Consider the following 23,265-nt stretch of genomic DNA (forward strand, 5'->3'; position numbering starts at 1 on the left):
GAACAATGGAGTGGAACGACTGGGAAACCTTCTGCCGTGTGGTGGAGGCTGGCAGCTTTACCGCCGCCGCCGAGGTATTGGGCATTCCCAAATCGACCGCCAGTGCCGCCGTATCGCGGCTGGAGGCCGCGCTCGGTGTGCGGCTCATGACCCGCACCACGCGCCAGCTGCGCCTGACCGAGGCTGGCTCGCATTTCTACGACGACATCGCCCCGCTGTTCGAGCGCCTGCGCGAAGTCCACGCCGACACCACCGCCGCCAGCGAAACCGTGGCCGGCACGCTGCGCATCGCCGCGCCGTACGAGGTGGGCGCGCAGCATCTGACCGAGCCGGTGTGCCGCACGCTGGCACGCTACCCGCATCTGCAGATCCAGGTGCATATCTCGTGGGAGCAGCCCGACCTGCTGGCCAGCGGCTACGACATCGTCTTCGTGATGGTCGATCAGGTGCTGCCGGACTCATCGCTGGTGGCGCGGCGCGTGGTGATGATCCCGCGTGGTTTGTACGCCTCACCGACATTGCTGGCGGAACGTCCGCTGCTCAGGACGCCTGCCGATCTGGCCGGCTGGCCGTGTCTGTCCGGCCCCGATGACGCGAGTTGGGCTTTCCGGCCCGTTGGCGAGCCGACGGCCGAGCCCATTGAAATTCCCATCCAGCCGCGCCTGCAGACGCTCAATGCCGAGATGCGCGCCCGCGCCGCTGTACGTGGCCTGGGCGTGGCCCGCATGGCCCGCTCCGTGGGCGATGCGGAGGTCGAGGCGGGCCGGCTCGTGCGCGTGCTGCCGGATTTCGAGCTGACCGCGTTGCGCGTCTATGCACTGATGCCGGCGCGCAAGCTGGTGCCGCGCAAGGTGCGCGTGTTTCTGGACGCGCTGGAAGCGGAGGGCGGGGCCGCTACGGTGGCTGCATCCGCGCCCGCCTAGCCGAAGACCGGCGCCGGATGTCACAATCGGCGCTTTCCTAGTTGGATCGTGAGGGTTGGCGGCCATGCGTTTGCGCCAGATCGAAGTCTTCCGTGCCGTGATGCTCGTGGGCACCGTCAGCGAGGCGGCGCGCATGCTGAACGTGTCGCAGCCCGTGGTGACACGTGTGCTGCAGCACACGGAATTGCAGCTCGGCTTTCGCTTGTTCGATCGCACCAAGGGGCGTTTGCAGCCCACCGCCGAGGCGTTCGAGCTGTTCTCCGAGGTCGAGCGCTTGTATCAGGAGGTCGAGCGTGTGCGGCGTGTATCGGCCAATCTGCGCCACAAGGGGGCCGGGCGCCTGCGCGTAGCGGCCACGCCCAGCCTGGCGCCGAGTATCCTCGCGCCCGCAGTGCGGCGCTTCTCGCAACGGCATCCGGATACGCTGGTGCGCGTGTTCACGCATCACACGGCTGAGATCGTGCAGGGTTTGCTCTCGCAAGATATCGACGTGGGCTTTGCCTTCGCGCCGCCCGTGCATCCCGCCATCAGCACCACGCCCGTTGCGCAGGGCCGCATCCTGCTGGCCGCGCCGCGTGCCTGGGTCGGCGGCAAGACGGATGGCCGCGCGCTGCACAAGCTCGTCGCCGAGAAGCCGTTCATCGGGCTGGAAGATCAGAATCTCGCTCGGCTCGCTGGTCGGGCAGACCCTGGCACGCGGCGGGCTGGCACCGCAATCGACGCTGGAGGTGCAGACGTATTCGCTGGCGCGCTCGCTGGTGGAGGAGTCGCTGGGCGTGACGATGCTCGATCAGTTCACTGCCGCCACCGGCAGCATGGACCGCATCGCGCTCTTCGCGCTGGAGCCGGCGCAAACATTCGACGTGCGCGCCATGCGTGCCGAGCATCATGCACCGTCATCACTGGCCGATAGCCTCGTGCAATGCTTTGCCGAAGCCGCCCGTGCGCTGTCCGACGAGCTGCCGCAACGCCTGGAGCCGACGCCGTTCGTCCTCAAGACCGGTGCCAACGTGGACGCTGCCGCAGCCGACTAACTTTTTTGTCGCACGCGCGTCTAACGGTGTCTGTTGACCTTCCCAAGGAGACTGATCGATGCGACGTTCTGCAACTGCTTTGATCTTTGGCGTGGCGCTGTCTGCCGGTGTTTTCAGCGGCGCGGCTGTGGCACAGCAATCGCCGGTGCCCGGCATGTCGTCCGATGATTTGAATACCGCGCTCGACTTTGCCAAGGCCGGGCTGAATAAGGCCATTGACCAGGCGCGTGCCTACACGGCGTTGCCGATCAAGGACCCGCGCGATGTGCGCTACACCTGCGAGGGTGGCAAGACCCTCGCGGTGAAGTACATGACGGTGGGGGATACGCCGCTGGCGTCCATCGTGCTCGACGGCAAGACGCTCGTCTTTGCCAATGTGATCGCGGCCTCGGGTGCGCGCTACGCGTCGGGCCAGTATGTGTGGTGGACGAAGGGCCCCACCGGCTTCCTGACCGACGAGACCCTGCCCGGCAACCGCAACATGCTCTACCGCGACTGCAACGAAACGACGCGGTAATCAGCCGCGTCAGACTTCCAGCAAGTCACGCCCGACGATGATCTCGCCCTTGAAGTGCGGGCGCACCGCATCGAGCCACACCGAATCTTCCAGGAACGGATAGCCGCCCGGCACGAAGTGCGACAGCACCAGCGTCTTCACCTTGGCCTCGGTGGCGATGCGGCCGACGTCTTCGGCAGAGGTGTGGCTGGCGAGCAGATGCTCGCGCAGCGTCTTGGCGTTGGGTTCGGTGGAGAGCAGCTTGTCGAGCGAAGGCAGATGCATGACTTCGTGCACGAGCACGTCGGCACCGTACGCCAGCCGCACGAGGTTTTCGCTCGGTGCCGTATCGCCGGAGATGACGATGGAGCGGTCCGCCGCATCAAAGCGGAACGCAAACGCGGGCGACACCGGTGGGTGCTTGACCAGCGCACTCGTCACCTTCACGTTGGCGTCCTGCATCACCAGCCCGCCTTCGGTCAGTTCGTGCGGGTGAATCATCGGAGCGAGCGGCGGGCGGCCTTCATCGGCAATGCGGGTGCGGATGTCGTAGTCGTACAGCTCGAGGAACTTGGTCGTCATCGCGGCCAGCGGGGGCGGGCCCCAGGCGTCGACGGGGCCGGTCAGGTCGGTGGCCCAGGCGAGCAGCATCAGCGTGCCGTAGTCGGCGTTGTGATCCGAGTGCTGGTGCGTGATGAAGACGTGGCGGATGGCCTTGAGCTTGAGCCCGGCACTCACGTACTGGCGCCCCACGCCGTTGCCGCAATCGACCACGTACGACACGCCATTGATGACGATCACCTGTGCCGGCGCCGAGCGGTTCTTCTTGGGCGTGGGCCCGCCGCCGGTGCCCAGCAGGATCAGCCGCGTGCCCTTGGGTGCATCAGCGGCTGAGGCTGCCAGCGGCCAGCCTGCGGACGCAGCGCCGGCGCCCACGGCCAGCGCGCCGGCTTGCCGCATCCAGCGGCGACGGTTGTTGTCGAAAGCGTGCATGCGGCGGTCTCCTCTCTGTTGTTATGTGTCGCGCTTAGCGGGGCAGCCCGCCCACCTTCGTGCCGGGCTTGATCCCCTTGCGTGCAAACCAGCCCTTGTTCATCTCCAGCGCATAGACGCCGGCCTTGGTCGGGCAGTGGTTGTCTTCGGTCTGCGGCTTCATCTCGGCAATGTCGGAGATGGTGCCGTCGTCGGTGATGAAGGCGATCGACAGCGGCAGGTCCGTGTTCTTCATCCAGAAGCAGTGGCCGGCAGATTCGTCAAACACGAACAGCATGCCGGCCGTGTCGGGCATGGTCTTGCGGAACATCAGGCCGATCTCGCGCGATTGCTGGGTTGCGGCCACTTCAGCTTTGACCTTGTACATGCCGATGGTCAGGTCGGCGATGGGCAGACCGGTTTGGGGGGCGGTGGGTGTTTGCGCAAATGCGCCGGTGGCGGCAACGGCCACGGACAGCGCGGCAAGCAGGCGGGACAGGGTGGTCATGGAGGGAGCGGGTCAGAAACGAAACGCTCCATGATCGGTACTCGGCTAGCCGCCGTCAATGAGACAGCGGCTAGGGCGGTGATGAAGTTGTTACCGCGTGTTTGTGGCTTGGCGTTCGGTGGCGACGGTCTTGGCGCTTGCCCTGGGCGCGTGTGCCGAGCGCGCCTTGTCGGCCGCCGGGTCGGGCATCAGCCCCACGTAGTGGGCATCGGTGAGCGTGCGCAGGAAGGCGACGATGTCGTCGATCTCGTCTTCCGACAGCGCCGGTGAGGTCCCGGGGCGCCGATTCATCGGCACGGCGTTCACGTTGATGTTGCCCTGGTACTTGGCAGGCACATCGTCAAACCGCAGGGGTGTTCCCTTTGTGCCCGGGTACCACTGCGCCGGGTCGGTCGAACGCGTGGCGTAGAAGGCCACCGTGTCACGCAGCGTGCGGAACACGCCGTTGTGCATGAAGGTCTGGCGTACCGCCACATTGCGCAGGCCGGACGTGCGGAAGTACCCACACCACTGATCTGGCTCGGGCCACTTGAGCTTGTGGGCGGTCTGGCACAGGCCCACGTCGAAGTGTTTGGCGTCCTTATTGGCGGGCAGCAGCGGATTGCGCGGCACGGCAATGGCGTCGTAGCCGAAGTCCGTGAACAGCGAACGCTCCGGCCGCGACGATGACTCCACCATCAGGTGACACGACGCGCAGTTGCCCTTGTCTGGGTTGCGGAACAGGGCCAGGCCGCGCATCTCGGCGGGGGAGAGCGGCGTGCGCTTGCGCAAAAAATCATCGAAGCGCGACGTGAATGGCGCCATCTCGTCGCTCTGGAAGTAGGCTTCCAGCGCCTTGCCCAGTACACCGACGAGGCGTTCCGGGTCACGCACCGCATCTGCGCCGAACTGCTTCGTCAGCGCCTGACCGAGGTCGGTACCGGCTACCTTGCGCTGCAGGGCGCGCGGCGACGGGTTGCCCATCTCATCGGGGCTGAACAGCGGGCCGCGGATCTGCTCGGCAAGGGAATCGGCGCGGCCGTCGACAAAGAAGCCGCCAAACGGCGACGGGAAACTCGCGTCGTCGTCCTGGAAGAAGTAGCGCTGCGGGAGGTAGCGCAGGTACAGCAGCGAAGGCGCATTGCGCGGCGCCACGTGCCCCGGCCGGCTGCCGGCCGGCACGCCGATGCGCAGCGCCTCGCCTTTGAGCGTGGGTGCGAAGGCGCGGCCAGGGTCATGGCACGCCGCGCACGATGTGCCTTGCGGCTCCGACAGGCGGGGGTCAAAGAACACCCGCTTGCCGAGTGCGACAAGGTTCGAGTCCGGCTTGAACGATGTCGACTCGGCGGGCGGCGGCACGGCGTCCAGCTTGGGCGTCATGCCGATCGATTCGGCGGCCGCCACGCCTGAGAAGAACGTGGCGGCAACCAGCAGTGCAGTGCTCGGGCGCATCAAGGTGCAACGAAGCCCGTCTTGTCGCATACCAGGCTCGAACCGTTCTGCGTGCAGGTGGTCAGCAGCTTGCCGGCCACTGTGTAGGCCTTGAACAGCCAGCCCTTGGCCGGTGCCGGCTGGCGGTCCATCACCATGAAGCCGAACGAGTTGTTGTGCGAGATGCTGCCGACCGTCACGCCCGAAGCCGGGCTGATGGCCGGGAACGGATCGGGCAGGGCCACGTCCAGCGAATCGCCGGCATTGCCCGCCACGATGGTCGCGGGGTGGTTGCTGGTGAAGTTGATGGCCTGGAAGTCATGCACGTGGCCATGCAGCGCCACCTGCACGCCCGGCGGGTAGTAGGCCGTGGCGTTCAGGCTGTTCATGACCGACAGCAGCGCAGCGTTGCCGCCCAGCGGCGTGGCACCCGCGATCGGCACGAAGCCCAGGATCGGGTGGTGGTTGGTGAAGATCGACATCACGCCCGGCTTGGCGGCCAGAGTACCCACCGTGCTGAACTGCTTCTGGTAGGTCTGGAACCACGGGTCGGTCGTGGCCAGCGCGGTCGTGCCCGCCTTGGCCGAGTCGAACACGATGACCTGCGTATCGCTGCCGATGGACACGGCGTACGGGTCCGACGCGTTGGCGCCGGTATCGTTGGCCGGGTCATCGCACGAACGGGCGGCGGAGTAGGGGCGCGGGTCCAGGAAGCGGTACCAACCTTGGCCGGCGCGCGCGCATTCCTCATGGTTGCCGCGCACCAGTACCCACGGGGCGGCAGCCATCAGTGGGGCGGCAGGCTGGAACAGGTCCGCCTGCCACGTATCCCAGCCGTAGCCCCACGGGCTGCCCTGGCAGCCGGCTACATCGGGCGGGCAGGCGTTTTCGCGGTAGTGGTAGTCGCCCACGTGCAGGACGAGGTCGGGGTTCATCGCGGCGGCCGTGGTGGCGGCATTGGCGAACGGCCACGACAGCGGGTCGTTGCACGACTGGAACGTGTTGCTCGACTTCTTCATGCGGCAGCCGGTGTCCGCCAGGATCACCACGCGCTGCGGGTTGGCCTTGGGCAGCGGCAGCACGCGCGAGCCGATCGATGCGGCTTTTGCGGTCGACGCTACCGTGGCCTCGCAGGCATTCACAGGGAAGGACGAAGCTTTCGAATCGCTGGCGGCGCTGGCCGTGGTGCGCTGGGCAATGGTGCCGGCAGCCACGCGCAGGCTCATGCGCGTGGAGGTGCCGTCTATCGTCAGCAGCGGGCAGACCGAGCTATCGGCCGGGGAGGCGCTGTTCGTATACGTGGTGACGGCGCGCACGACAGCCTGGTTGCTGTCGCCAATCTCGACCCATGCAGCTTGGATATTGCTATCGGCGGTGGCGGCGTCGGCAGGCGCGGCAGCCACCGGCGTTGAATCGGACGACGAGCCGCCGCAGCCGGCAATCACGGCAGCGGCGGTCAGCGCGGCAAGTGTGACCATCGTGAACACGGTGCGTTTGCGCCGCACCGGAGCGAACATCGATCGAATTTCCATTGCGCCTTCCCTGATTCTTGTTGTGAGGAAGGCGCAAGGTACCCAAGGCAGATGGCGTTATTTTGACAGCCCCGCATGCCTGCTCGGGATTGCACAAAAGGTGGGTGAAAGACAGGCGAAAAAAAAAGCAGATGCATATGCATCTGCTTTTCTGTGTCAGCCGAGCCGCGAGGGCCCGGCAGAAACACAAGCTTATTGCTTGGCAGCGTCAGCAGCCGGAGCAGCAGCGTCAGCCTTCTTAGCGGCCTTCTTGTGCTTCTTGGCGTGCTTCTTGGCCTTCGGGGCAGCCTTTTCAGCGGCCGGAGCAGCAGCTGCGTCAGCAGCCGGAGCGGAGGCTTGAGCGAACACGCCGGTAGCGAACAGGCCGGCGATCAGGGCAGCGATCAGCTTCTTCATGGTGAATCCTTTTATAGATCAGTGAGTTAACCAACGACCCGCTAAATGAGTCATCTGCAATAACGCAGGCCGTTACGGGCGCGTTGACACGTCGCGTTGATTTTTTTTCGAGAAGACGGCGGTGGAGCGGGTAGCGCGTCTGCCGAGATGTGGCGCATGTTGCGCTGCGCAAGAAAGGTGCCTGACCGCTACGCCGGAAGGCCGGGCTTTCGGACGTGTCTGATTGGATGGAGATGGCGCGGCCTTGAAAATCGCTCGGACTCTGCCCAAGAACTGCCGTGCCGCTTCCTCTGCTGTCCTCCCACCCCCTCAAGCCTGCCCGATTCACCCGTCGCGACTTTCTGCTGGGTAGCGGGGCGCTGGCCGTGCTCGCCGTCATCGTAGGGGCGAGCCGGTCCCCCGAACGGGCCGCCTCCAGCCTGGACGATTTCATGCTTGTGTCTCAGACGCTCTCCGGTCAGCCGCTCGACCGGCGTGCAGGCCTGGATTGCTTCAGCCATCTGTACCGGGTCGACGCCCACTTCGTCGACCACGTCCAGACCCTGGCCTGGCTGGTGCGCCACCACCCGGGGTTGGATGGCGCGGGCCTGATCGGCTTGCTGGAAGCTGATCGCCACGATGAACTGCGCGCCGCTCTTGGCCGCCTGGTCGATGCCTGGACCGCCCAGACAGGCACCACGCCCGCGCTGGCCGACGCCCGCAGCCTGATCGAGCACCTCTCGGCCGCCCCGCCCAGCAGTTGACGCGTCGTTTCGCCATGTGCGGGACTGTGGCGGATGGTGAAATTTTCCGGCATAATGCGAAATTAACTCTTGTGTCTTATATAAGAGTTAAGGTTTGTGCGGTGCATCGTGAGAGCGTCATCGCACCCGGCTAGAATCACCAGTTCATTGCAGCGTGCCACACCGGCCACCCCGGAGCGGCGCGTTGTGCTGTCAACCCCCACCGTCCACCCGCTCACCTGCGGTCTGCACTGGAGTCGTCCATGTATCAACACATCAAGGTCCCGGCCGGCGAGAAGATCACCGTCAACCAAGACTTCTCCCTGAACGTTCCCAACAACCCGATCATTCCGTACATCGAAGGTGACGGCACTGGCTTCGACATCACCCCGGTGATGATCAAGGTGGTGGACGCAGCGGTGGAGAAGGCCTACAAGGGCGAGCGCAAGATTTCCTGGATGGAAATCTACGCCGGTGAGAAGTCGACCAAGGTGTACGGCCCGGACGTGTGGCTGCCGGAAGAAACCCTGCAAGTCCTGAAGGACTACGTGGTGTCCATCAAGGGCCCGCTGACGACGCCGGTGGGCGGCGGCATCCGTTCGCTGAACGTGGCGCTGCGCCAGGAGCTGGACCTGTACGTCTGCCTGCGCCCGGTGCGCTACTTCAAGGGCGTGCCTTCGCCGGTGAAAGAGCCTGAGAAGACCGACATGGTGATCTTCCGTGAGAACTCGGAAGACATCTACGCCGGCATCGAATTCGAAGCCCAGAGCGAGAAGGCCAAGAAGCTGATCAAGATTCTGCAGGACGAGTTCGGCGTCAAGAAGATCCGCTTCCCGGAAACCTCGGGCATCGGCGTCAAGCCGGTCTCGAAGGAAGGCACGGAGCGTCTGGTGCGCAAGGCCATCCAGTACGCGATCGACAACGACAAGCCGTCGGTCACGATCGTGCACAAGGGCAACATCATGAAGTTCACGGAAGGTGGTTTCCGTGACTGGGCCTACGCGCTGGCACAGAAGGAATTCGGCGCCGAGCTGATCGACGGCGGCCCATGGTGCAAGTTCAAGAACCCGAAGACGGGCAAGGAAATCGTCATCAAGGACGCGATTGCTGATGCGTTCCTGCAGCAGATCCTGCTGCGTCCGGCCGAGTACTCGGTGGTGGCGACGCTGAACCTGAACGGCGACTACATCTCCGACGCACTGGCTGCACAAGTCGGCGGCATCGGTATCGCCCCGGGCGCGAACCTGAGCGACTCCGTTGCCATGTTCGAAGCCACCCACGGTACGGCACCGAAGTACGCTGGCAAGGACTACGTGAACCCGGGTTCCGAAATCCTGTCGGCCGAAATGATGCTGCGCCACATGGGCTGGACGGAAGCCGCTGACCTGATCATCTCGTCGATCGAGAAGTCGATCCTGTCGAAGAAGGTCACGTATGACTTCGCCCGCCTGCTGGAAGGCGCGACGCAAGTGTCGTGCTCGGGCTTCGGTCAGGTGATGATCGACAACATGTAAGCACGTTTCAGTCAGTCTCAGGCTGACGCATAGAGCCCCGGTGGATCAACGGTCTGCCGGGGTTTTTTGTTTCATGCAGTATCACGCGGTATCATGGAAACACTCCATTAGTGAGTGTAATTCGGAGGGTAACTATCCCCGGAAAACACTCCAAACACTCCATTTGGAGGGTGATTCCATGCGTCACTTCAACTACGTACTGACCCCGACCCGGATCAACAACGCCAAGCCGAAGGATGGCCGGTACAAGCTGGTCGACGGCGGCGGGTTGTTCGTGCTGGTCGCGCCGGGCGGAGCCAAGACCTGGGCCTACCAATACCGGCTGGGCGGCAAGCGCCGCGAAGTCACCATCGGGCGCTATCCCGAAATCAGCGTGGCCGATGCCCGCGACCGGCACGCTGAATACCGGGCGATGGTCGAGCGTGGTGAAGACCCTGCGGCGTACAGGCGTGAAGCGAAGGCCGAGCGGGTGGCGCGGGATGCCCTAGACGCCGACGACCGCCTGTTCAAGGCGTTTTCCCTCAAGTGGATCGATGAGCGTTTGGCAGGCAAGACGGAGGGCTACAGGAAGCAGATTCAGTCCCGCCTGGATCGGTTCGTGTGGCCGGCCATCGGGCGCAAGGCACTGGCGGATGTGAAGCCCGCCCACGTGCTGGCAATTGTCGAGGGTTTGCGGCCAACGCCGAACACCGCGGAGGGCGTGCGCGGCATCATCCAGCAGTGCTATGACTACGCCATCCAAAAGCTGCTGGTGGAGTCCAACCCGGCGCGGCCCTTGCGCGGCGTTGTCACGGTCCCGAAGGCGGAGCATCACCGCCACCTTAGCGAATCGGAGCTAGCCACGTTCTGGCGGGCACTTGGCAAGCAAGGGGCGCATCCGTCCACGATCGCAGCCGTCCACCTGCTGATGTACAGCATGTGCCGGAAAAACGAGGTGCTGCGTGCCAAGTGGGCGGAATTCGATTTCGACAAGGCGCAGTGGGACATCCCCGCCGAGCGGATGAAGTCGCGCCGGCCGCACCGGGTCTACCTGTCGCGCCAGGCGCTGGAGGTTCTGGAAGTACAGCGGGCGGTGAGCGGCGGCTATGAGTACGTCTTTCCGTCGCCATCCATCCCGACCGTGCCCCTGGCCGATGCAACGCTCAACCACCTGTTCAAGCGCCTGGACTTTGGTGTGCCTGATTTCTCACCGCACGGCACGCGAGGCACGGCCGCAACGCTTCTGCGTGAGCACGGCTTCAGCCGCGATGTAGTGGAGCTGCTGCTGGCCCACACCGAGCGTAGCCAGACGGCGGCTAGCTACCACCACCACGAGCTGGAAGCTGAGCGGCGCAAGGCGCTGCAATACCTAGCCGACGAGATCGACCGGCAGGCCGCCATCTCTGCGGCCGGCAACGTGGTGAACATCAAGGGCAGGGCCGCCAACGTCTGACAGCTATGGGCCGCGCCTAGAACGGCCAATCAAAAAGCCGGCCACCCTACCGGCTGGCGCGGCCTCTTTCCATTAGGGAGTGGTTACAGGGACGCCATGGGACGCAAGAAGTCGACTAAGAAGGTGCCGAAGGAATTCGATATTAGCAAGTACGATGCTTGCGAGAATTTCGGCAGCGTTGAGTGGTACACGAATCTGGCGCACCGTGGTTTGTGGCAACAAATAATGCACAACTACCAAGGCGGCCATTCAGACGCCTTGCGTCAATCGATTACCAGGCTCTTGAGTACGCCCCTCGACGCGGACCCCAAAATCGGGGAGTGGGATGATTTCCGTAGTCGCGTGCTTTCCACCCAGGTGCGGCCCATGTCGGCGCTGGACTATCTGTCCGGAAAGCTGAATTTGCCCCCGGAATGGAGCGGCGACTATCTAGAAGTCCTCAGCGCTTGGGAGTCATCGATCAAATCAGATGGCGTCGTGGGCGGTGGCGTAGCCGCGCCAGAGCTATTGGATGTGCCAGCGTGGCAAATGCTGGAGGATTGTGGGGTCAATACATTTGGCGAAGTGCCCGTAACGGTCAATCTGTACGCTTCGGAGGAGCAGCTAGTTGATGATTTTCGCGAGTTCCTGCGTGAAACACGTGCCGCCATGGGCATTCCGAACTTGCAGAAGCGCTTCAATCAATCCGACTTTGACGGATGGCATGAATTCCGCATTCTTGCCTACCTTGATTTGACGGCGTGGGCTGAGATTCATGGCGCGAGCATCAGCCAGCAAGAGATGGGATTTGCCTTGTTCCCTGGTGAATACGATGTCAGTCTTGCTGATCGTGTTCGGAAGGTAGTTAAGCCCCTAGCTCTGGCGGCGGTCGCTCTTCCTTCGATCAATGCACTCCACTCCCAGGCGCGAGAGGAAGCGGAACGAAAAACCGGGATATCCGTTCCGGAACAGAAATCCGTGTGAGTGAGTACGGATCGAAATTCCTAGATTTCCGTTGCTCGCTTTAGCGGGCGCAGCGCTATTAAATCCGTATCGACCCGTGACAAATAAGTACGGTGCGATACAGCGGGAGTCATTCGGTATCGCGCCAACCTATTGGAGCGATACGCGATGCCGATGCCCGTTACACCCTTGGCTGGGTTTGATGACCTGCCAAATAGCGCCCACGTGGATTGCAAGACCGTGGCGGCGCTCTTCTCCACTACCCGCACCACCGTCTGGCGGCGCTCTGCTGCGGGTCTCCTACCCAAGCCCCGCAAGTTCGGTGCGTCCGCACGCTGGAATGTGGGCGAGCTGCGCGCTGTGCTGGCCGGCGAATCGGTGGAGGCGAAATGAATCACCACTACGCCCCGCAACGGATTGACTCCGCTTGTAAACGCCTCCAGTCGCGCTATACTGGGCGCGTCCCTGAAACAGCAGGGGCCGGGTTTGGCGACCCAGCACACGATGGCGGACAACCGCCGCTCGGCGGTATTTTTTCGTCCGTCACGCCTTCGCGCGCCTTCAATCATGGCGGGCCGGGCGGGGAGACCTTCGGGTCTGCCGGTTCCATCGTGCCGGTTCGCCAACCCCGCTGTCTGGCCCGCCACCCTCATTTGGCGATGAACGGCGGGCCTTCCTCAATCACGATGGAGGCCACCATGCCTAAAGCCCTCGCTCGTCCTGAGCAAGACCAATTCTCCCTCTCGATAGCCGCCGGCCGCGCCGCCGCAGTGCACTGGTTGGAAAACCCTGTGATGTCCGCCGCGACGTGGCGCGACTCCCGCTTTGCCGCGCACGCTTGCGGCATGGGCTTCACCGAGTTGGCAGAGCGACGCCGCGCGTTCAACGAAGCCTTCGCGCAAGGCATTGCTGACGCCATCGTTGGCGTGGTGTTTGTTGCCGTGGAGGTGAGCCATGTCTAAGGCCCTTGCTCACGCCGAGCAAACCAACAAGACCGGTGCGCGTTTTCTGTCGGTGCACAACACGCCAGTCGTAACAGACGGCATGGCAGCCATTGCCATGCTGATCGTGGATGCAGCATCTCATGATGGTTGTGACCGCCAAACCATTGCTGACGCTGCCTTGCTGTTGGCGGAGCTTGCGCAGGTGGTGCAGGAGGTTATCGACGTGGAGGTGAGCCATGCCTAAGCTCACCTCCGTTACCTCAGCTTCCTCTGTGTCTCGCTACAACATTGCGGCCTGTGTTGAGGGCGATGACACCTTCGTCGCGGATCGCCTCTCAGGGTGTCCGCCGAAGGCGATGGCATCGACCAAGATCGATCAGTTGCACGCATTGCTGCGCCTACTTCGGTCCAATGACGGCGGCACCTTGGAAAGTCTTGAAACCGACGAATTGGATTCCGTCATGGGGCTTGCCGAAGACTTGGCGCTTGAAACCAAGCTGCTGCTTGATCTAGCCGCCGAGGTGGAGCAATGACCCTACCGAGCGGGTTTGTCCCGCATCACCACGTTCTGACCTCGCTGCGCAGTCTCTGCGCGGCTGTCTGGTACCTGCTGGGAGCCTAATACCCATGAATCCGAGTCTAAACCGACTGCACGGGCAGCCGGGTGGGGGCGCTCACGCCTCGCGTTGCCCAAACTGGTTGCTGCCGCTTCATCGTGCCCGCGCTTCGGGCCTGACCCCGCGTCATGGCTGGATCGTTATCCAAGCCGGCGGCCGCATTGCGAAATGGGTGCCGGCAGTCTCTGTCACGCCCGGATACAAGCCGAGCCCGAACGACGACCTGTCGGCTTTCCGAGGCCTCGATTGCGAGCTGCTGATCGATGACGACACAGGTTGCGCCCTGGTGCGAGGTCTGATCGCCGGCATCCTGCAGGCGGACCCTCGGCGCTTGCTGCTGCTGACCAGCGGGCGGCATACCGCCATCGTCATCCTGAAAAAGGGAGGCGCGCATGGGACTCATTGAGAACTTGGTCCCGGCCACGGCTGATGCGCAAGCCACCTTCGAGGCGGCCCAAGCAAAGCAGGCGAACCCGGCCGGCCTCCGCTTATTGCTGACGTGCGCCGCAGATGTTGTGCCGGAAGCTATCACCTGGTTGTGGCCAGACTGGCTACCCGCGGGGAAGATTTCGATCTTGGCCGGCTCGCCCGGCACCGGCAAAACCACGCTGGCGCTCGCTATGGCGGCCATTGTCACCACAGGGGGCGCGTGGCCGGATGGTTCCAGGATGAAGAAGTCAGGGGGCGTGTTGATCTGGTCGAGCGAAGACGACCCGGCCGACACGCTGGTCCCGCGGCTGATGGCCGCCGGCGCTGATCTTCGCCGCATCCACTTTGCACAAGCTGTGGCAGACGAAAACGGCGAGCTGCAGCCATTCGATCCGGCCAGAGACATGCATCTGCTGTCTGAGCGGCTGACTGAAATGGGCGGCGCAGATCTGCTGATCGTCGACCCCATCGTGTCTGCCGTGTCGGGAGATGCCCACCGCGTCAATGACGTGCGCCGCAATTTGCAGGATCTGGTGAATGTGGCGGCAGCCCATCGGTGCGCAGTGCTCGGTATATCGCACTTCGCCAAGGGCACGAAGGGAACAAGCCCAGCAGAACGCGTAATCGGCTCTCAAGCGTTCGTTGCGCTGGCTCGCATGGTGTTGGTAGCCGGTAAGGATGAAGCCGCCGAGCGCCGCATCTTGGCCCGCGCCAAGTCCAACATTTCCCTGGATGACGGAGGCGTAGCTTACGGCATCGAACAAGTGGATGCCGGCATTGGCATCAGCGCCTCCCGGATTGTGTGGGGCGAACTGATCCAGGGCACCGCGCGCGAGATTCTGGGCGACATCGAGCAGGAAGACGACCAGGAAGAGCGAACAGAGCGCGATGAGGCGGCCGACTTCTTGCGCTCACTGCTGGAGGCCGGCCCGACATCGGTGAAGGTCATTAAGGCCGATGCGACCGGCGCCGGATACGCCTGGCGGACTATTGAACGTGCAAAGCGTGAGATAGGGGCCGAGGCTCGCAAGGGGGGTATGAAAGAAGGGTGGGTGTGGGAGCTTCCTGCCGAAGTCCGCCACGAAGACGATGAACGCCGCCACTCTCCAAACGGTGGCGGCCTTCGGAAGTCGTGGCGGCCTTCTGGAATTACAAGGGTTTCCGGGGAGGCGAACTTCGCCACTTCTGACAAAGACCGCGAAGACCGCCACGGCAGAGGGAGTGGCGTTGTTCGTCTGGAATCAGCCGACGATGACGCGGAGGACGAGGTATGAGCGTTGCTCAGATCCTGAGCAAGGCGAAGGCCATGGGCGTCCGCCTGTCTCTGAATGGAGATGGAGTGAAGTTGCGCGGTCCTGCCGATTCAATTGCCGCGCTCAAGCCAGAACTCGCCGCCCGCAAACCAGAAATCGTGGCCTATCTGCGACGGGCTGCGACTGACGTCGCTGATCCGTCGGGCTACCCGGTGGCGGATGGGCCATTTATGCCGTGGTGTCCGCCGATGTCGCCAGAGGGCGTGGCGGGTTTGCATGCTGACCTCCGCGCGACCATCGGCAAGGTGGCTGACATAGAGGGCTGGCCGGATAACTACCGGGCTCATTTGCTGGGTTTGGTTGCTCGTCAGCCTGTTTCCAGCCTGGCTGACGATCTGGCGTACTTTCGTGAGCGCCTGGGCGCTATCGAGGCCGTGGCACGTGTCGCTGACATAGGGCGGCAGGCAGTGGCCGAGCATGACGCTATTCGTAAGTGCAGCACTTGCCAGCATATGACGCGTCACGAGCACGGTGTGCCGGTACGGTGCCAGATGGGCACGGCGCTGCGCTGGCAGCATCATGAGTGGTTGGATGCGCCGGATACGTTGAATACGTGCCGACTTCACCGCCTCAGTCGGCGAGCCCAAGAAAAGAAAGCGGAATCCCGGCCGAATTGACGGGGTTGGCGGTCCGACCGGCCGCGCACGGGTCCTTCGACGACTCGGGGCCTGCGGGTACCGGCGACCCCAACGAGTATCTAGACATGCGAAATGGAGCGTCTTCGCAGGGGGTGTAGCCGAGGGGCAATCTGCCCGATTGGAAGGAGGCCACAGGCTGCGCGGAATACTGCGGCGTGAGCCGGCGAGCCGTACAGCCCGCACGGGCGGACTGCCGCATATCTAAAGGGTTTGACGGGAAACTCGGCCGAGTCGCCACAGACATCTCCTCGGCGAAAAACACAGGCGCCAGCAAGCCGAACACCGGCCTTGGCGACACTGCGAAGGTTCCTTCGCAGGCTTCGCATGGTTCGCTGGTGTTTATGTGGCCGGCTGAAGTGACTGATGCCAGCAGCGATATGGACAGCCGTGCGATGCGGGAGCAAGACTTGGCGTGCGTCGGCAAGGTCGAGGCGGACGAGGCCGAGGGCAACGTTATCGACGTGGTGGACGTGAATGCGGTGCGGTCGAAGCTCGCGAGCAAGTTAAAGACGTGGATGCCGGCCGTTGCGAGCGAGGCCAAGAGCCGGATTCCCCATTTGTCGGCGGATGATGTCGGTGTGATCGACGATTTGGTGCGTGAAGCGTTTGGGGAGATGGTGGACTGTCCCATGCCGTCGAAACCCTGCCCCTGAGATGTGTGTGCTCGGCATGCTGTTTGGCCTGGAGGCGGTTGTGAACCCTGCGCTCTATCGTGACCTTGGCAAGCTTCACGAGATGCTCGAAGCGGGCCAGCCGTTCAGCGCTGGTCGGCGTGTCCCCAGAGTGCGCAATCCCAGCATGTCGACAGGACCGAAAGGGAAACTTTCATTGATGGTCGAGTGAGGGGGCGCACAGAATCGCCGCATTCAGGCGGTCCGCGTCCTTTGACATGACCAGTATCACCCCACTGCAGGCACAGACACAGCTCGACGTGTGGATCGCGGCGAATGTGGCTTTCGCCCCCGACCAGTCATACATCACCGGCGGCCGTTCGCTCACCGGCGTCAACGCCGCTGCAATCCTGGACCAGATTGAGCTATTGGGAACGGAATGTGATGCGCTCGGCGAGGCGGCATCCGTGTTCGATACGCTCAGCCGAACGGCCAAGGCCAGCACAAAGGCCCGGCGCTCCGGTCAATAGCGGTATTGCCTGGTAAATGGCATGCGCCGCTGTCAGTCAATCGAGACCAAACCAGATCGAAAAGATCGTCGGGTTTGTCAATGCATGTGCATCGACGAGCCATTGAATCATCCGACCGAGCCGCGGTACCACTTGCTGCAACTGGCTCAACGTTCCCCCTCCGGAGGCGCTTGCCTCCGCTTATCGGCTGGTCTGCTTGGGGCGGGGCAGCCCGGTTTTTTCAACCACATAGGAAGTTGAGATGCAGACGATCATCATTCAAGGGCGCGAATTTCGGCCGATCAAGAATGGGACATTGGCGCACAGCACCTGGCTCATGCAGCGTGTGCGCGAAGCTGGATTGCCAAGTCTTCGGCTTGCCGAAGGCGAGAGCGAACAGCATTTCGGTAACCGGGTAGCTGAAACAGTGTGGCAGAGCGGATCGGCACTGGAATTGCTCGCAGGCTTGCTGATTCCGGCTGACAAGCAAGACTCCGAATGGACCATCGAGATGGTGAAAGCGAATGCGCTGTTCTTTGGCGGTGTCACCGACGAGAAGGCCAAGAGCGACCTTCGCGAGTTGGCTGGCGGTGTTCTCTTCTATTTTTTCATCACGGGGCTTTCCTCTTCAGAGACTTCCCCGAAATCGGATCTCCCTGGAATGGGGGATGCATGCACCTCGTGGATTGGGACGACCTGATTCGTGTGAATGCCGAGTACGACCCGCGTCAGGGTCGTGCTGTGGTGGCCGTTGCGCGTGGGTTTGCTGCGCTATATGCATCTACTACGCGAGCCGGTACGCCGCGACCATGAATTCGCTGAGTTGGCCTGGTACCCCTGGCGTCACACATGAAGGGCGACGGAAAGCCGCCCCAACTGCCGCAGATCCAGCGCGGCGATTCGAATGTGAAGGTGAACGATGACCGATGAAGTCAAGACACGATTTAGCGCCGAGGGGGTCTCCGAGATCATCGCCGCGACGAAGGCTATCCGCGACGAGGCGATGAAGACCGGCGACGCAGGATCGGCCGCCTTCGACAAGCTAACCGGCTTCGTCAAAAAGTACGCCGCGTCGCTCGCGGCTGCCTTCACCATTGGCGCGATCGTCGCCAAGTTCAAGGCGCTCACCAACGAGGTGCAGGAAAACGCTCTCGCCATGGGCAAGCTGGCTAAGCAAACGGGGCTGTCGACCGACGCCATTCAGGTCTACATGAAAGCGGCCGGGCCATCCGCTGCCGCGCAGGAAGCTCTCACCAAGGGCCTCCAGAAATTCGCTATCACGGCCGGGCAGGCTGAGCTTGGGTCCAAGAAGGCCGCTGTTGCGCTTGCTGAGATGGGGATCAAGTCGTCCGAGTTCGCCAAAATGAGCATGGATGAAAAACTCGAAACCGTTACGAAGAAGCTCGCCGGTATTCAGGATCCTGCCCAGCGCGCGGCATTGCAGGTGCAGCTATTCGGGAAGGGTGCGCAAGGCATGCAGGCCGCGCTCGACAAGGTTGCTCATGAAGGCTTCGAGACGCTGTTGAACAAGCTCAAGGAGATGGGTTTGTACCTCGATCGCGACACCATCGTCGCAATGGGGGCCGTCAAGCGCCAGATGAAGGAGATGGGGGAGACCAGCAAGGGCCTGGCAACTCAATTCATGGCCGGCCTTATGCCAGGTGTGCAAGACGCCATGAATGGCATCGTGCGCGACACGAACAAGGGTGCGAGCGGCTTCAAGATGCTTGGCGAGGTCGTTGGCTGGTCAGTCAATGTCGTCAGTAAGGCGATGCAGGTGATCGGTAGTGCGATTGGCGAAACGCTCGGCAACGTGTCGGCGCGCCTGTCCACCTTCGCCGATGCTTGGTCACACCTGTTTAAGGGTGACTTTGCCTATATTCGAAATATGCCGGCGACACCGGAGGCATCGTATGCGCGCACGGCGGAAGCCCTGAAGAGCCTGAATGAGGCGGTGCATCAGCCCGTTTTTGACCGCAAAGCAAAGCCCGGGAAAGGGGCGGAAGATGAAAACGCTACGAATGTCCAAAAGGACATCAGCGCTGTCGGGCAAGCTCGCCTAGCCCTCATCAATGCGATGCTCGATACCGAACTCCATATCTTCGAAGCTCAGGCCAAACTCAAAGAGGAGGCGGAGAAGAATGCCTATGAACAAGGAAAGATCGCACTCGCACAGTACTTCGCTGACCGCGCCAATATGCTCAACGCGCGGGTTGATGAGGAGATCTCGATTTTGAGGCGTCGCCGTGCTGCCGTTGCATCAGCGCCTGCGCCGCTTGGTGATGACGGATCGCATGCACTGCGTAATCAGGCCGAATTGGTGAAGCTCGACGGTGAGATTCAGACTAAGGAAATCGAGCGCCAGACGCAGCTCAATAGCCTCAAGGCCCAGGAGCTGCAGGAACAGCGAAAATTGCACGAAGAGCAACTTTCAGCGCAGGCAAAGTTGCTCACACTGGAAGGAAAGAAGACTGAAGCTGCGAAGCTACAGCTCCAGTTGGAAATGGAAAAGCTCGCTCTTGATCTTAAGAAGAGCGGCGCCCCTCAGCCGGAAATCGATGCCGCTCTCCAGAAACACGAAGACGAAGGGCTGGCGAAGATCAATTACGACCAGACCAAGCATGAGGCTGATGCAACCCTGACCAGCCTCACCACCAAGATCAAGGCGATCCAAGATCAGGTGCGCGCTGGTGTTCTGTTCCCAATCCAAGCCGAACAGCAGATTATCGATCTGGAGCGTGCGCGCCTACCGATGTTGGAGGCCACTGCACAGAAACTACAGGTTCTCGCTGAGAAAACGAAGGACCCGACGATCATTGCTCAAGCTGAGCAATTCCGCCTCAAGATCGATGAGATCAAGACGGCGACCGATGAGGCGGGACAGCACATGGCCGCTCTCAAACAAACGGCCGAGAACGCTTTCCAGAACGGCGTCTCGACGATGCTGTTCGATATTGTGACGCACGCAAAGAACGCTGGGGATGCCTTTCGGAACATGGCGCTCGTCTTTGTGCAGTCGATTGCCAAGATGGAATCGGAATTCATTGCAAAGCAGTTTGTGAAATGGCTTGCGGGGGATTCTGGGGGTGCAGGTGGTGCGGGTGGTGTACTCAATGCCATTGGAAACCTGTTCGGCGGGGCGAGCGGAGGCGGTGATGCTGCGGGCTCTGCAGGTGGCGCGGCCAGCGGCGTTGCGCTCACTACGGCTGGGACAACGTTGACTGCCGCCGGGACCGGGTTGGCCGCGGCTGCAGCACAGCTCACAGCTGCTGCAGCGTTGCTTGAGGCTGGCAGTGCAGCCAGCAGCGGCGGTGGCTTGCTGGCAAGCCTAGGTGGTGCGAGTGCACTTGCTATTGCAGCGGCTACCGGAGGTCATATCCGCGGGCCTGGCACATCCACTAGCGACAGCATTCCGGCAATGCTTTCCGATGGCGAGTTCGTCGTGAATGCTGGGGCGGTCGCGAAGCCGGGAATGTTGGCGCTTCTGCATGCAATCAATGGCACGCCCGGCATTGCCCGCGCGACCACGCCGACAGTGCACCGCTACGCGCAGGGCGGTATGGTGGCTGGCGGAGGCGGTGGACTGAACGTGAAACTCGTGAACGTTCCAGATTCGTCTCTGCTAGGCCAGCACCTTGAGACGGCCGCCGGCGAGCAACAGATCATTAACGTGATTTCGCGCAACCCCGCGCGCATCCGTCAAGCATTGGGCTGATTCGTCCTGGAGAAACCGTGAGCAACATCATTCCGTTCAAGTTCGAAAGTCATGACGTGCGCGTCGTCTCCGACGACCACGGCGATCCGTGGTTCCCGGCCAATGCCGTCTGCACTGCGCTGGGCTATGTCAACCCGCACTGAGCACTGGCGACCCACGTCGATAATGATGACCTCCAGAAACTGGAGGTCATCGACAGCCTGGGCCGCACGCAACTTGCGAACCACATCAACGAGTCGGGTTTGTACTCTTTGATTCTCGGCAGCACCAAGGAGGAATCCAAGCGGTTCAAGCGGTGGGTCACGCACGAGGTGCTGCCAGCCATCAGCAAGACTGGCGCATACGCGATGCCGAACACCATAGCCGCGCTGCCGGCGCCGACCCAGGACCGTATGTCGTCGATCCTGTTGATTGGCGAGGCGATTGCCAAGGTTCCTGGCGTCAAGCTGGGTATCGCGATGGCGGCGCTGCTCTGCTGCGTCCACGAGAACACCAGCATTGCCGTCGAGACCACGCGCCGGTCTGCGCGCTCAATGCGGCGCAACTTGGCAAATTGTTTGGCTTGTCGGGCAAGGCAACCAATCTGAGGCTCGCCAAGCGCGGCCTGCCGTTTCGCAACGAACGCGACGAATGGGAGTTGACCGAGGCCGGCGAGCAATGGGCCGAGGCTATGCCGTACTCGCGCCACGGCCATAGCAGATGCCAGATTCTATGGAATCCGGCGGTGACCGAGGTGCCGTGAGCGTTTTTGTTTCGGTCATCCAGGCGTCAGAAAGCGCAATTCCGGCACGACCGATTGGGCTGATGGCCTTGGTTGGCCGCGCGCGGGATTCTGTCCGTTGCTGGCACGATGTTCGTGCCGAGCGAATTCCTCAATCTGGGCACGACCAAGGCCTACCTCGCCATTGCGTTCGCCAAGCCGTGCGGCCGCCAGATTCAGCCTGTCGGTCTGCGGCGCACGCTTGATCGAGGCAGGGAAACGCTATACATCCGGTGCGATCTGACGGATGCAGTCACCGCAGAAGCCATAGGGCACGCAAGGAGCGTCGCACGTGCTGCGCTCGTGTCGGGCGGCGGCGCGCCCGAGAAAGCGCAATCCCTGTTGAATTGACGGGGTTGGTCAGCCTCCCAGCCGCGCCCGGGTCCTTCGGCGCTTCGGGCACCGCGGGTACCGGCGACCCCGCGACCGCGTTAGCGTGTCCAGTAAGAACAAGTTACCAGTGGTGGTTACCACTTGGGCGCGATCAGATTCGGCGTATGGGGATGTAGGCCCGGACAAATAGCCGGAACTGCGCGAGAGGGAGCGGCAACCGACTCGCGGTGCGAGTGGTAACCAACGCGAGGCGATTCCTGCGTGGGGGCATGAAGTCGTCCGGTATGGCCGTGACGCCATCGAACAGTGACGGTTGGGTTTTCACTGTCCACTCCGCATGCTCGATTCTCCTGCGCAGGGTGGCGGCCCCAATCGCCAGGTGATCCGCGACGGCGCATCGATCGTTTCCCATGGATGCGAAGATGCGAAGGTACGCAACGGCTTCGGCGAAATGTCCCAAGATCTGCCGCTCTTGCCTGTGTTCGTCTTCTTGCTTCTCGATTGCCCGAGATGGTTCGTACTCCGGTGGGGCTGCCAAGGCTGCCGCGATAGAGTTCTCGCGCGTCCCACCATCATCATCCTCTCTCTGCTCGTCGATACGCGTAGCGAAGCGCAGGTGTTTGTCTGCGAAGTTGACAAAGCGGTTGTAGAGCCGACCGAGTATTTGCTGCTGGAAGCCCCTGTCGCCCGCATCTGGCGGAGGATCACGGTCTCGGCTTAACTCCTCCGCTACGAGCCACGCCTCAGTTTGGAGATCTTCGACCGTGGTTTCGCCGCGTGAGCGGCTCGCAATGCGACGAAGGTCAGAAATGATGGACGGGATCAGCCTGGCGAAGAATGTGCCGGCGGAACGTGGTGTCATGGCATGACGCGGGTAGATGGCGCAGCCATGGACTCTACGGCATTGCGTATTAGGTGTGCCTAATACGTAGCTTATGCACTCGGTGCCCCATCTATTTGTCACCGACGCTCTGATACCGGCGTCGCTCGCTGATCAGGCGCCGGTACAGGACTCGGAAGTAGAATCGCCTGGAAAAGGGAGAACGCATGCTATGCCATTCCGATTTCAACGCCGCATCAAGATCGCCCCAGGTGTGCATCTGAACATCAGCAAATCGGGCATATCGCTGTCCGTCGGCGGGAAAGGGGCGACCCTGAATATTGGCGGTCGAAGCGGCCCTCGCGGCACTGTAGGTGTTCCCGGCACTGGTCTGTCGTACTCTCAGCGCATGTCTAACCTGCGCGACCAGGATGTGCCTAGGCGTTCAGGCTGGCCATGGATGCTGGTGTTGATAGTGTTGGCGCTTGCGATGTGCTGGCTCTACTTCGGGTAGGCGGCGCATCGGCTGGGTGCTGCAACGAAGGCCAGCCGCGCGCTAGTGAGTGTAAATCGGAGGGTTTTTTGAGGGCTGACAACAAGCCACCATTGATGCATAAGGCTTTGCTGGCGATTTACACAGAATGATCGAACACGCCTCGCGGCTTCGGCCGTGATGTGAAAAAACCCCGGCAGCT

26 protein-coding genes and 2 pseudogenes are annotated in these 23,265 nt (G+C 62.4%); 22 read left to right on the forward strand and 6 right to left on the reverse strand.

Going from position 1 to position 23,265, the window contains the following annotated elements; genetic code table 11:
* The first annotated feature begins 5 nt into the window (after nt 1-5).
* The 3 genes and pseudogenes from ACS13N_RS01875 to ACS13N_RS01885 all read left to right on the forward strand — a co-directional run bounded on the left by ACS13N_RS01875 (nt 6) and on the right by ACS13N_RS01885 (nt 2,474).
* On the forward strand, nt 6-923 hold the full coding sequence (locus ACS13N_RS01875; RefSeq protein ID WP_438930592.1) for a LysR family transcriptional regulator: 918 nt from the start codon (nt 6-8) through the stop codon (nt 921-923).
* 64 nt (nt 924-987) lie between these two features.
* Nucleotides 988-1,957, forward strand: a pseudogene (locus ACS13N_RS01880) (LysR family transcriptional regulator).
* Nucleotides 1,958-2,015: 58 nt separating this feature from the next.
* Nucleotides 2,016-2,474, forward strand: a complete 459-nt coding sequence (locus ACS13N_RS01885; RefSeq protein ID WP_438930095.1) for an MliC family protein — start codon at nt 2,016-2,018, stop codon at nt 2,472-2,474.
* Between the two features lie 9 nt (nt 2,475-2,483).
* Here ACS13N_RS01885 and ACS13N_RS01890 read toward each other — a convergent pair whose 3' ends face one another.
* From ACS13N_RS01890 to ACS13N_RS01910, 5 genes are all read right to left on the reverse strand, one after another.
* Complete coding sequence (locus tag ACS13N_RS01890) at nt 2,484-3,446, reverse strand: MBL fold metallo-hydrolase (protein WP_438930096.1); 963 nt, start codon at nt 3,444-3,446, stop codon at nt 2,484-2,486.
* A gap of 34 nt (nt 3,447-3,480) precedes the next feature.
* Nucleotides 3,481-3,933: a DUF192 domain-containing protein gene (locus tag ACS13N_RS01895; protein WP_438930097.1), complete on the reverse strand. Its 453-nt coding sequence runs from the start codon at nt 3,931-3,933 to the stop codon at nt 3,481-3,483.
* Between the two features lie 90 nt (nt 3,934-4,023).
* Nucleotides 4,024-5,364 carry a cytochrome-c peroxidase gene (locus tag ACS13N_RS01900; RefSeq protein WP_438930098.1) on the reverse strand — a complete coding sequence of 447 codons (1,341 nt, stop codon included), beginning with the start codon at nt 5,362-5,364 and terminating at the stop codon, nt 4,024-4,026.
* A complete protein-coding gene (locus tag ACS13N_RS01905; protein WP_438930099.1) occupies nt 5,364-6,875 on the reverse strand; it encodes a metallophosphoesterase in 1,512 nt (503 codons plus the stop codon). Before ACS13N_RS01905 ends, ACS13N_RS01900 begins: the two co-directional genes overlap by 1 nt.
* Before the next feature lie 192 nt (nt 6,876-7,067).
* A complete protein-coding gene (locus tag ACS13N_RS01910) occupies nt 7,068-7,271 on the reverse strand; it encodes a hypothetical protein (RefSeq protein ID WP_438930100.1) in 204 nt (67 codons plus the stop codon).
* Nucleotides 7,272-7,636: 365 nt separating this feature from the next.
* On the opposite strand from ACS13N_RS01910, the gene ACS13N_RS01915 reads away from it, so the two are divergent.
* The 18 genes and pseudogenes from ACS13N_RS01915 (at nt 7,637) to ACS13N_RS02000 (ending at nt 21,768) form a co-directional block, all read left to right on the forward strand.
* On the forward strand, nt 7,637-8,014 hold the full coding sequence (locus tag ACS13N_RS01915) for a sugar dehydrogenase complex small subunit (RefSeq protein WP_438930593.1): 378 nt from the start codon (nt 7,637-7,639) through the stop codon (nt 8,012-8,014).
* A 242-nt stretch (nt 8,015-8,256) separates the two neighbouring features.
* The gene (gene icd / locus ACS13N_RS01920) at nt 8,257-9,507 is read left to right on the forward strand and encodes an NADP-dependent isocitrate dehydrogenase (protein WP_438930101.1); all 1,251 of its coding nucleotides are present in this window, start codon (nt 8,257-8,259) and stop codon (nt 9,505-9,507) included.
* Nucleotides 9,508-9,685: 178 nt separating this feature from the next.
* On the forward strand, nt 9,686-10,939 hold the full coding sequence (locus tag ACS13N_RS01925; protein WP_438930102.1) for a tyrosine-type recombinase/integrase: 1,254 nt from the start codon (nt 9,686-9,688) through the stop codon (nt 10,937-10,939).
* 96 nt (nt 10,940-11,035) lie between these two features.
* The gene (locus ACS13N_RS01930) at nt 11,036-11,902 is read left to right on the forward strand and encodes a DUF6387 family protein (RefSeq protein WP_438930103.1); all 867 of its coding nucleotides are present in this window, start codon (nt 11,036-11,038) and stop codon (nt 11,900-11,902) included.
* A gap of 147 nt (nt 11,903-12,049) precedes the next feature.
* Complete coding sequence (locus tag ACS13N_RS01935) at nt 12,050-12,274, forward strand: helix-turn-helix transcriptional regulator (RefSeq protein WP_438930104.1); 225 nt, start codon at nt 12,050-12,052, stop codon at nt 12,272-12,274.
* On the forward strand, nt 12,271-12,843 hold the full coding sequence (locus tag ACS13N_RS01940; protein WP_438930105.1) for a hypothetical protein: 573 nt from the start codon (nt 12,271-12,273) through the stop codon (nt 12,841-12,843). Before ACS13N_RS01935 ends, ACS13N_RS01940 begins: the two co-directional genes overlap by 4 nt.
* Nucleotides 12,836-13,069 (forward strand): hypothetical protein, encoded by a 234-nt coding sequence (locus tag ACS13N_RS01945; protein WP_438930106.1) that lies wholly within the window; start codon nt 12,836-12,838, stop codon nt 13,067-13,069. The genes ACS13N_RS01940 and ACS13N_RS01945 overlap by 8 nt, the downstream gene beginning before the upstream one ends.
* On the forward strand, nt 13,062-13,358 hold the full coding sequence (locus ACS13N_RS01950; protein ID WP_438930107.1) for a hypothetical protein: 297 nt from the start codon (nt 13,062-13,064) through the stop codon (nt 13,356-13,358). Before ACS13N_RS01945 ends, ACS13N_RS01950 begins: the two co-directional genes overlap by 8 nt.
* Before the next feature lie 166 nt (nt 13,359-13,524).
* The gene (locus tag ACS13N_RS01955) at nt 13,525-13,848 is read left to right on the forward strand and encodes a hypothetical protein (protein ID WP_438930108.1); all 324 of its coding nucleotides are present in this window, start codon (nt 13,525-13,527) and stop codon (nt 13,846-13,848) included.
* Nucleotides 13,835-15,145: an AAA family ATPase gene (locus ACS13N_RS01960; protein ID WP_438930109.1), complete on the forward strand. Its 1,311-nt coding sequence runs from the start codon at nt 13,835-13,837 to the stop codon at nt 15,143-15,145. Before ACS13N_RS01955 ends, ACS13N_RS01960 begins: the two co-directional genes overlap by 14 nt.
* Nucleotides 15,142-15,801 carry a hypothetical protein gene (locus tag ACS13N_RS01965; RefSeq protein WP_438930110.1) on the forward strand — a complete coding sequence of 220 codons (660 nt, stop codon included), beginning with the start codon at nt 15,142-15,144 and terminating at the stop codon, nt 15,799-15,801. Before ACS13N_RS01960 ends, ACS13N_RS01965 begins: the two co-directional genes overlap by 4 nt.
* Before the next feature lie 176 nt (nt 15,802-15,977).
* Nucleotides 15,978-16,475 (forward strand): hypothetical protein, encoded by a 498-nt coding sequence (locus tag ACS13N_RS01970; RefSeq protein WP_438930111.1) that lies wholly within the window; start codon nt 15,978-15,980, stop codon nt 16,473-16,475.
* 7 nt (nt 16,476-16,482) lie between these two features.
* Nucleotides 16,483-16,665 carry a hypothetical protein gene (locus tag ACS13N_RS01975; RefSeq protein ID WP_438930112.1) on the forward strand — a complete coding sequence of 61 codons (183 nt, stop codon included), beginning with the start codon at nt 16,483-16,485 and terminating at the stop codon, nt 16,663-16,665.
* Between the two features lie 46 nt (nt 16,666-16,711).
* Nucleotides 16,712-16,963, forward strand: coding sequence for a hypothetical protein (locus ACS13N_RS01980; RefSeq protein WP_438930113.1), 252 nt, complete (start codon nt 16,712-16,714; stop codon nt 16,961-16,963).
* Nucleotides 16,964-17,204: 241 nt separating this feature from the next.
* A complete protein-coding gene (locus ACS13N_RS01985) occupies nt 17,205-17,642 on the forward strand; it encodes a hypothetical protein (protein ID WP_438930114.1) in 438 nt (145 codons plus the stop codon).
* Nucleotides 17,643-17,861: 219 nt separating this feature from the next.
* Entirely contained in the window at nt 17,862-20,657 is a 2,796-nt protein-coding gene (locus ACS13N_RS01990; protein WP_438930115.1) for a hypothetical protein, read from the forward strand.
* Between the two features lie 56 nt (nt 20,658-20,713).
* Nucleotides 20,714-21,244 (forward strand): annotated as a pseudogene (locus tag ACS13N_RS01995) (BRO-N domain-containing protein).
* 269 nt (nt 21,245-21,513) lie between these two features.
* Nucleotides 21,514-21,768: a hypothetical protein gene (locus ACS13N_RS02000; RefSeq protein WP_438930116.1), complete on the forward strand. Its 255-nt coding sequence runs from the start codon at nt 21,514-21,516 to the stop codon at nt 21,766-21,768.
* Between the two features lie 133 nt (nt 21,769-21,901).
* Here ACS13N_RS02000 and ACS13N_RS02005 read toward each other — a convergent pair whose 3' ends face one another.
* Nucleotides 21,902-22,612, reverse strand: coding sequence for a hypothetical protein (locus ACS13N_RS02005; protein ID WP_438930117.1), 711 nt, complete (start codon nt 22,610-22,612; stop codon nt 21,902-21,904).
* Nucleotides 22,613-22,802: 190 nt separating this feature from the next.
* Between ACS13N_RS02005 and ACS13N_RS02010 the strand changes: the two genes are divergently transcribed.
* Nucleotides 22,803-23,084: a DUF4236 domain-containing protein gene (locus tag ACS13N_RS02010; protein ID WP_438930118.1), complete on the forward strand. Its 282-nt coding sequence runs from the start codon at nt 22,803-22,805 to the stop codon at nt 23,082-23,084.
* Nucleotides 23,085-23,265 lie beyond the last annotated feature (181 nt).

The sequence above is a fragment of the Ralstonia sp. 24A2 genome (assembly GCF_051783885.1).
Taxonomy (GTDB): Bacteria; Pseudomonadota; Gammaproteobacteria; order Burkholderiales; family Burkholderiaceae; genus Ralstonia.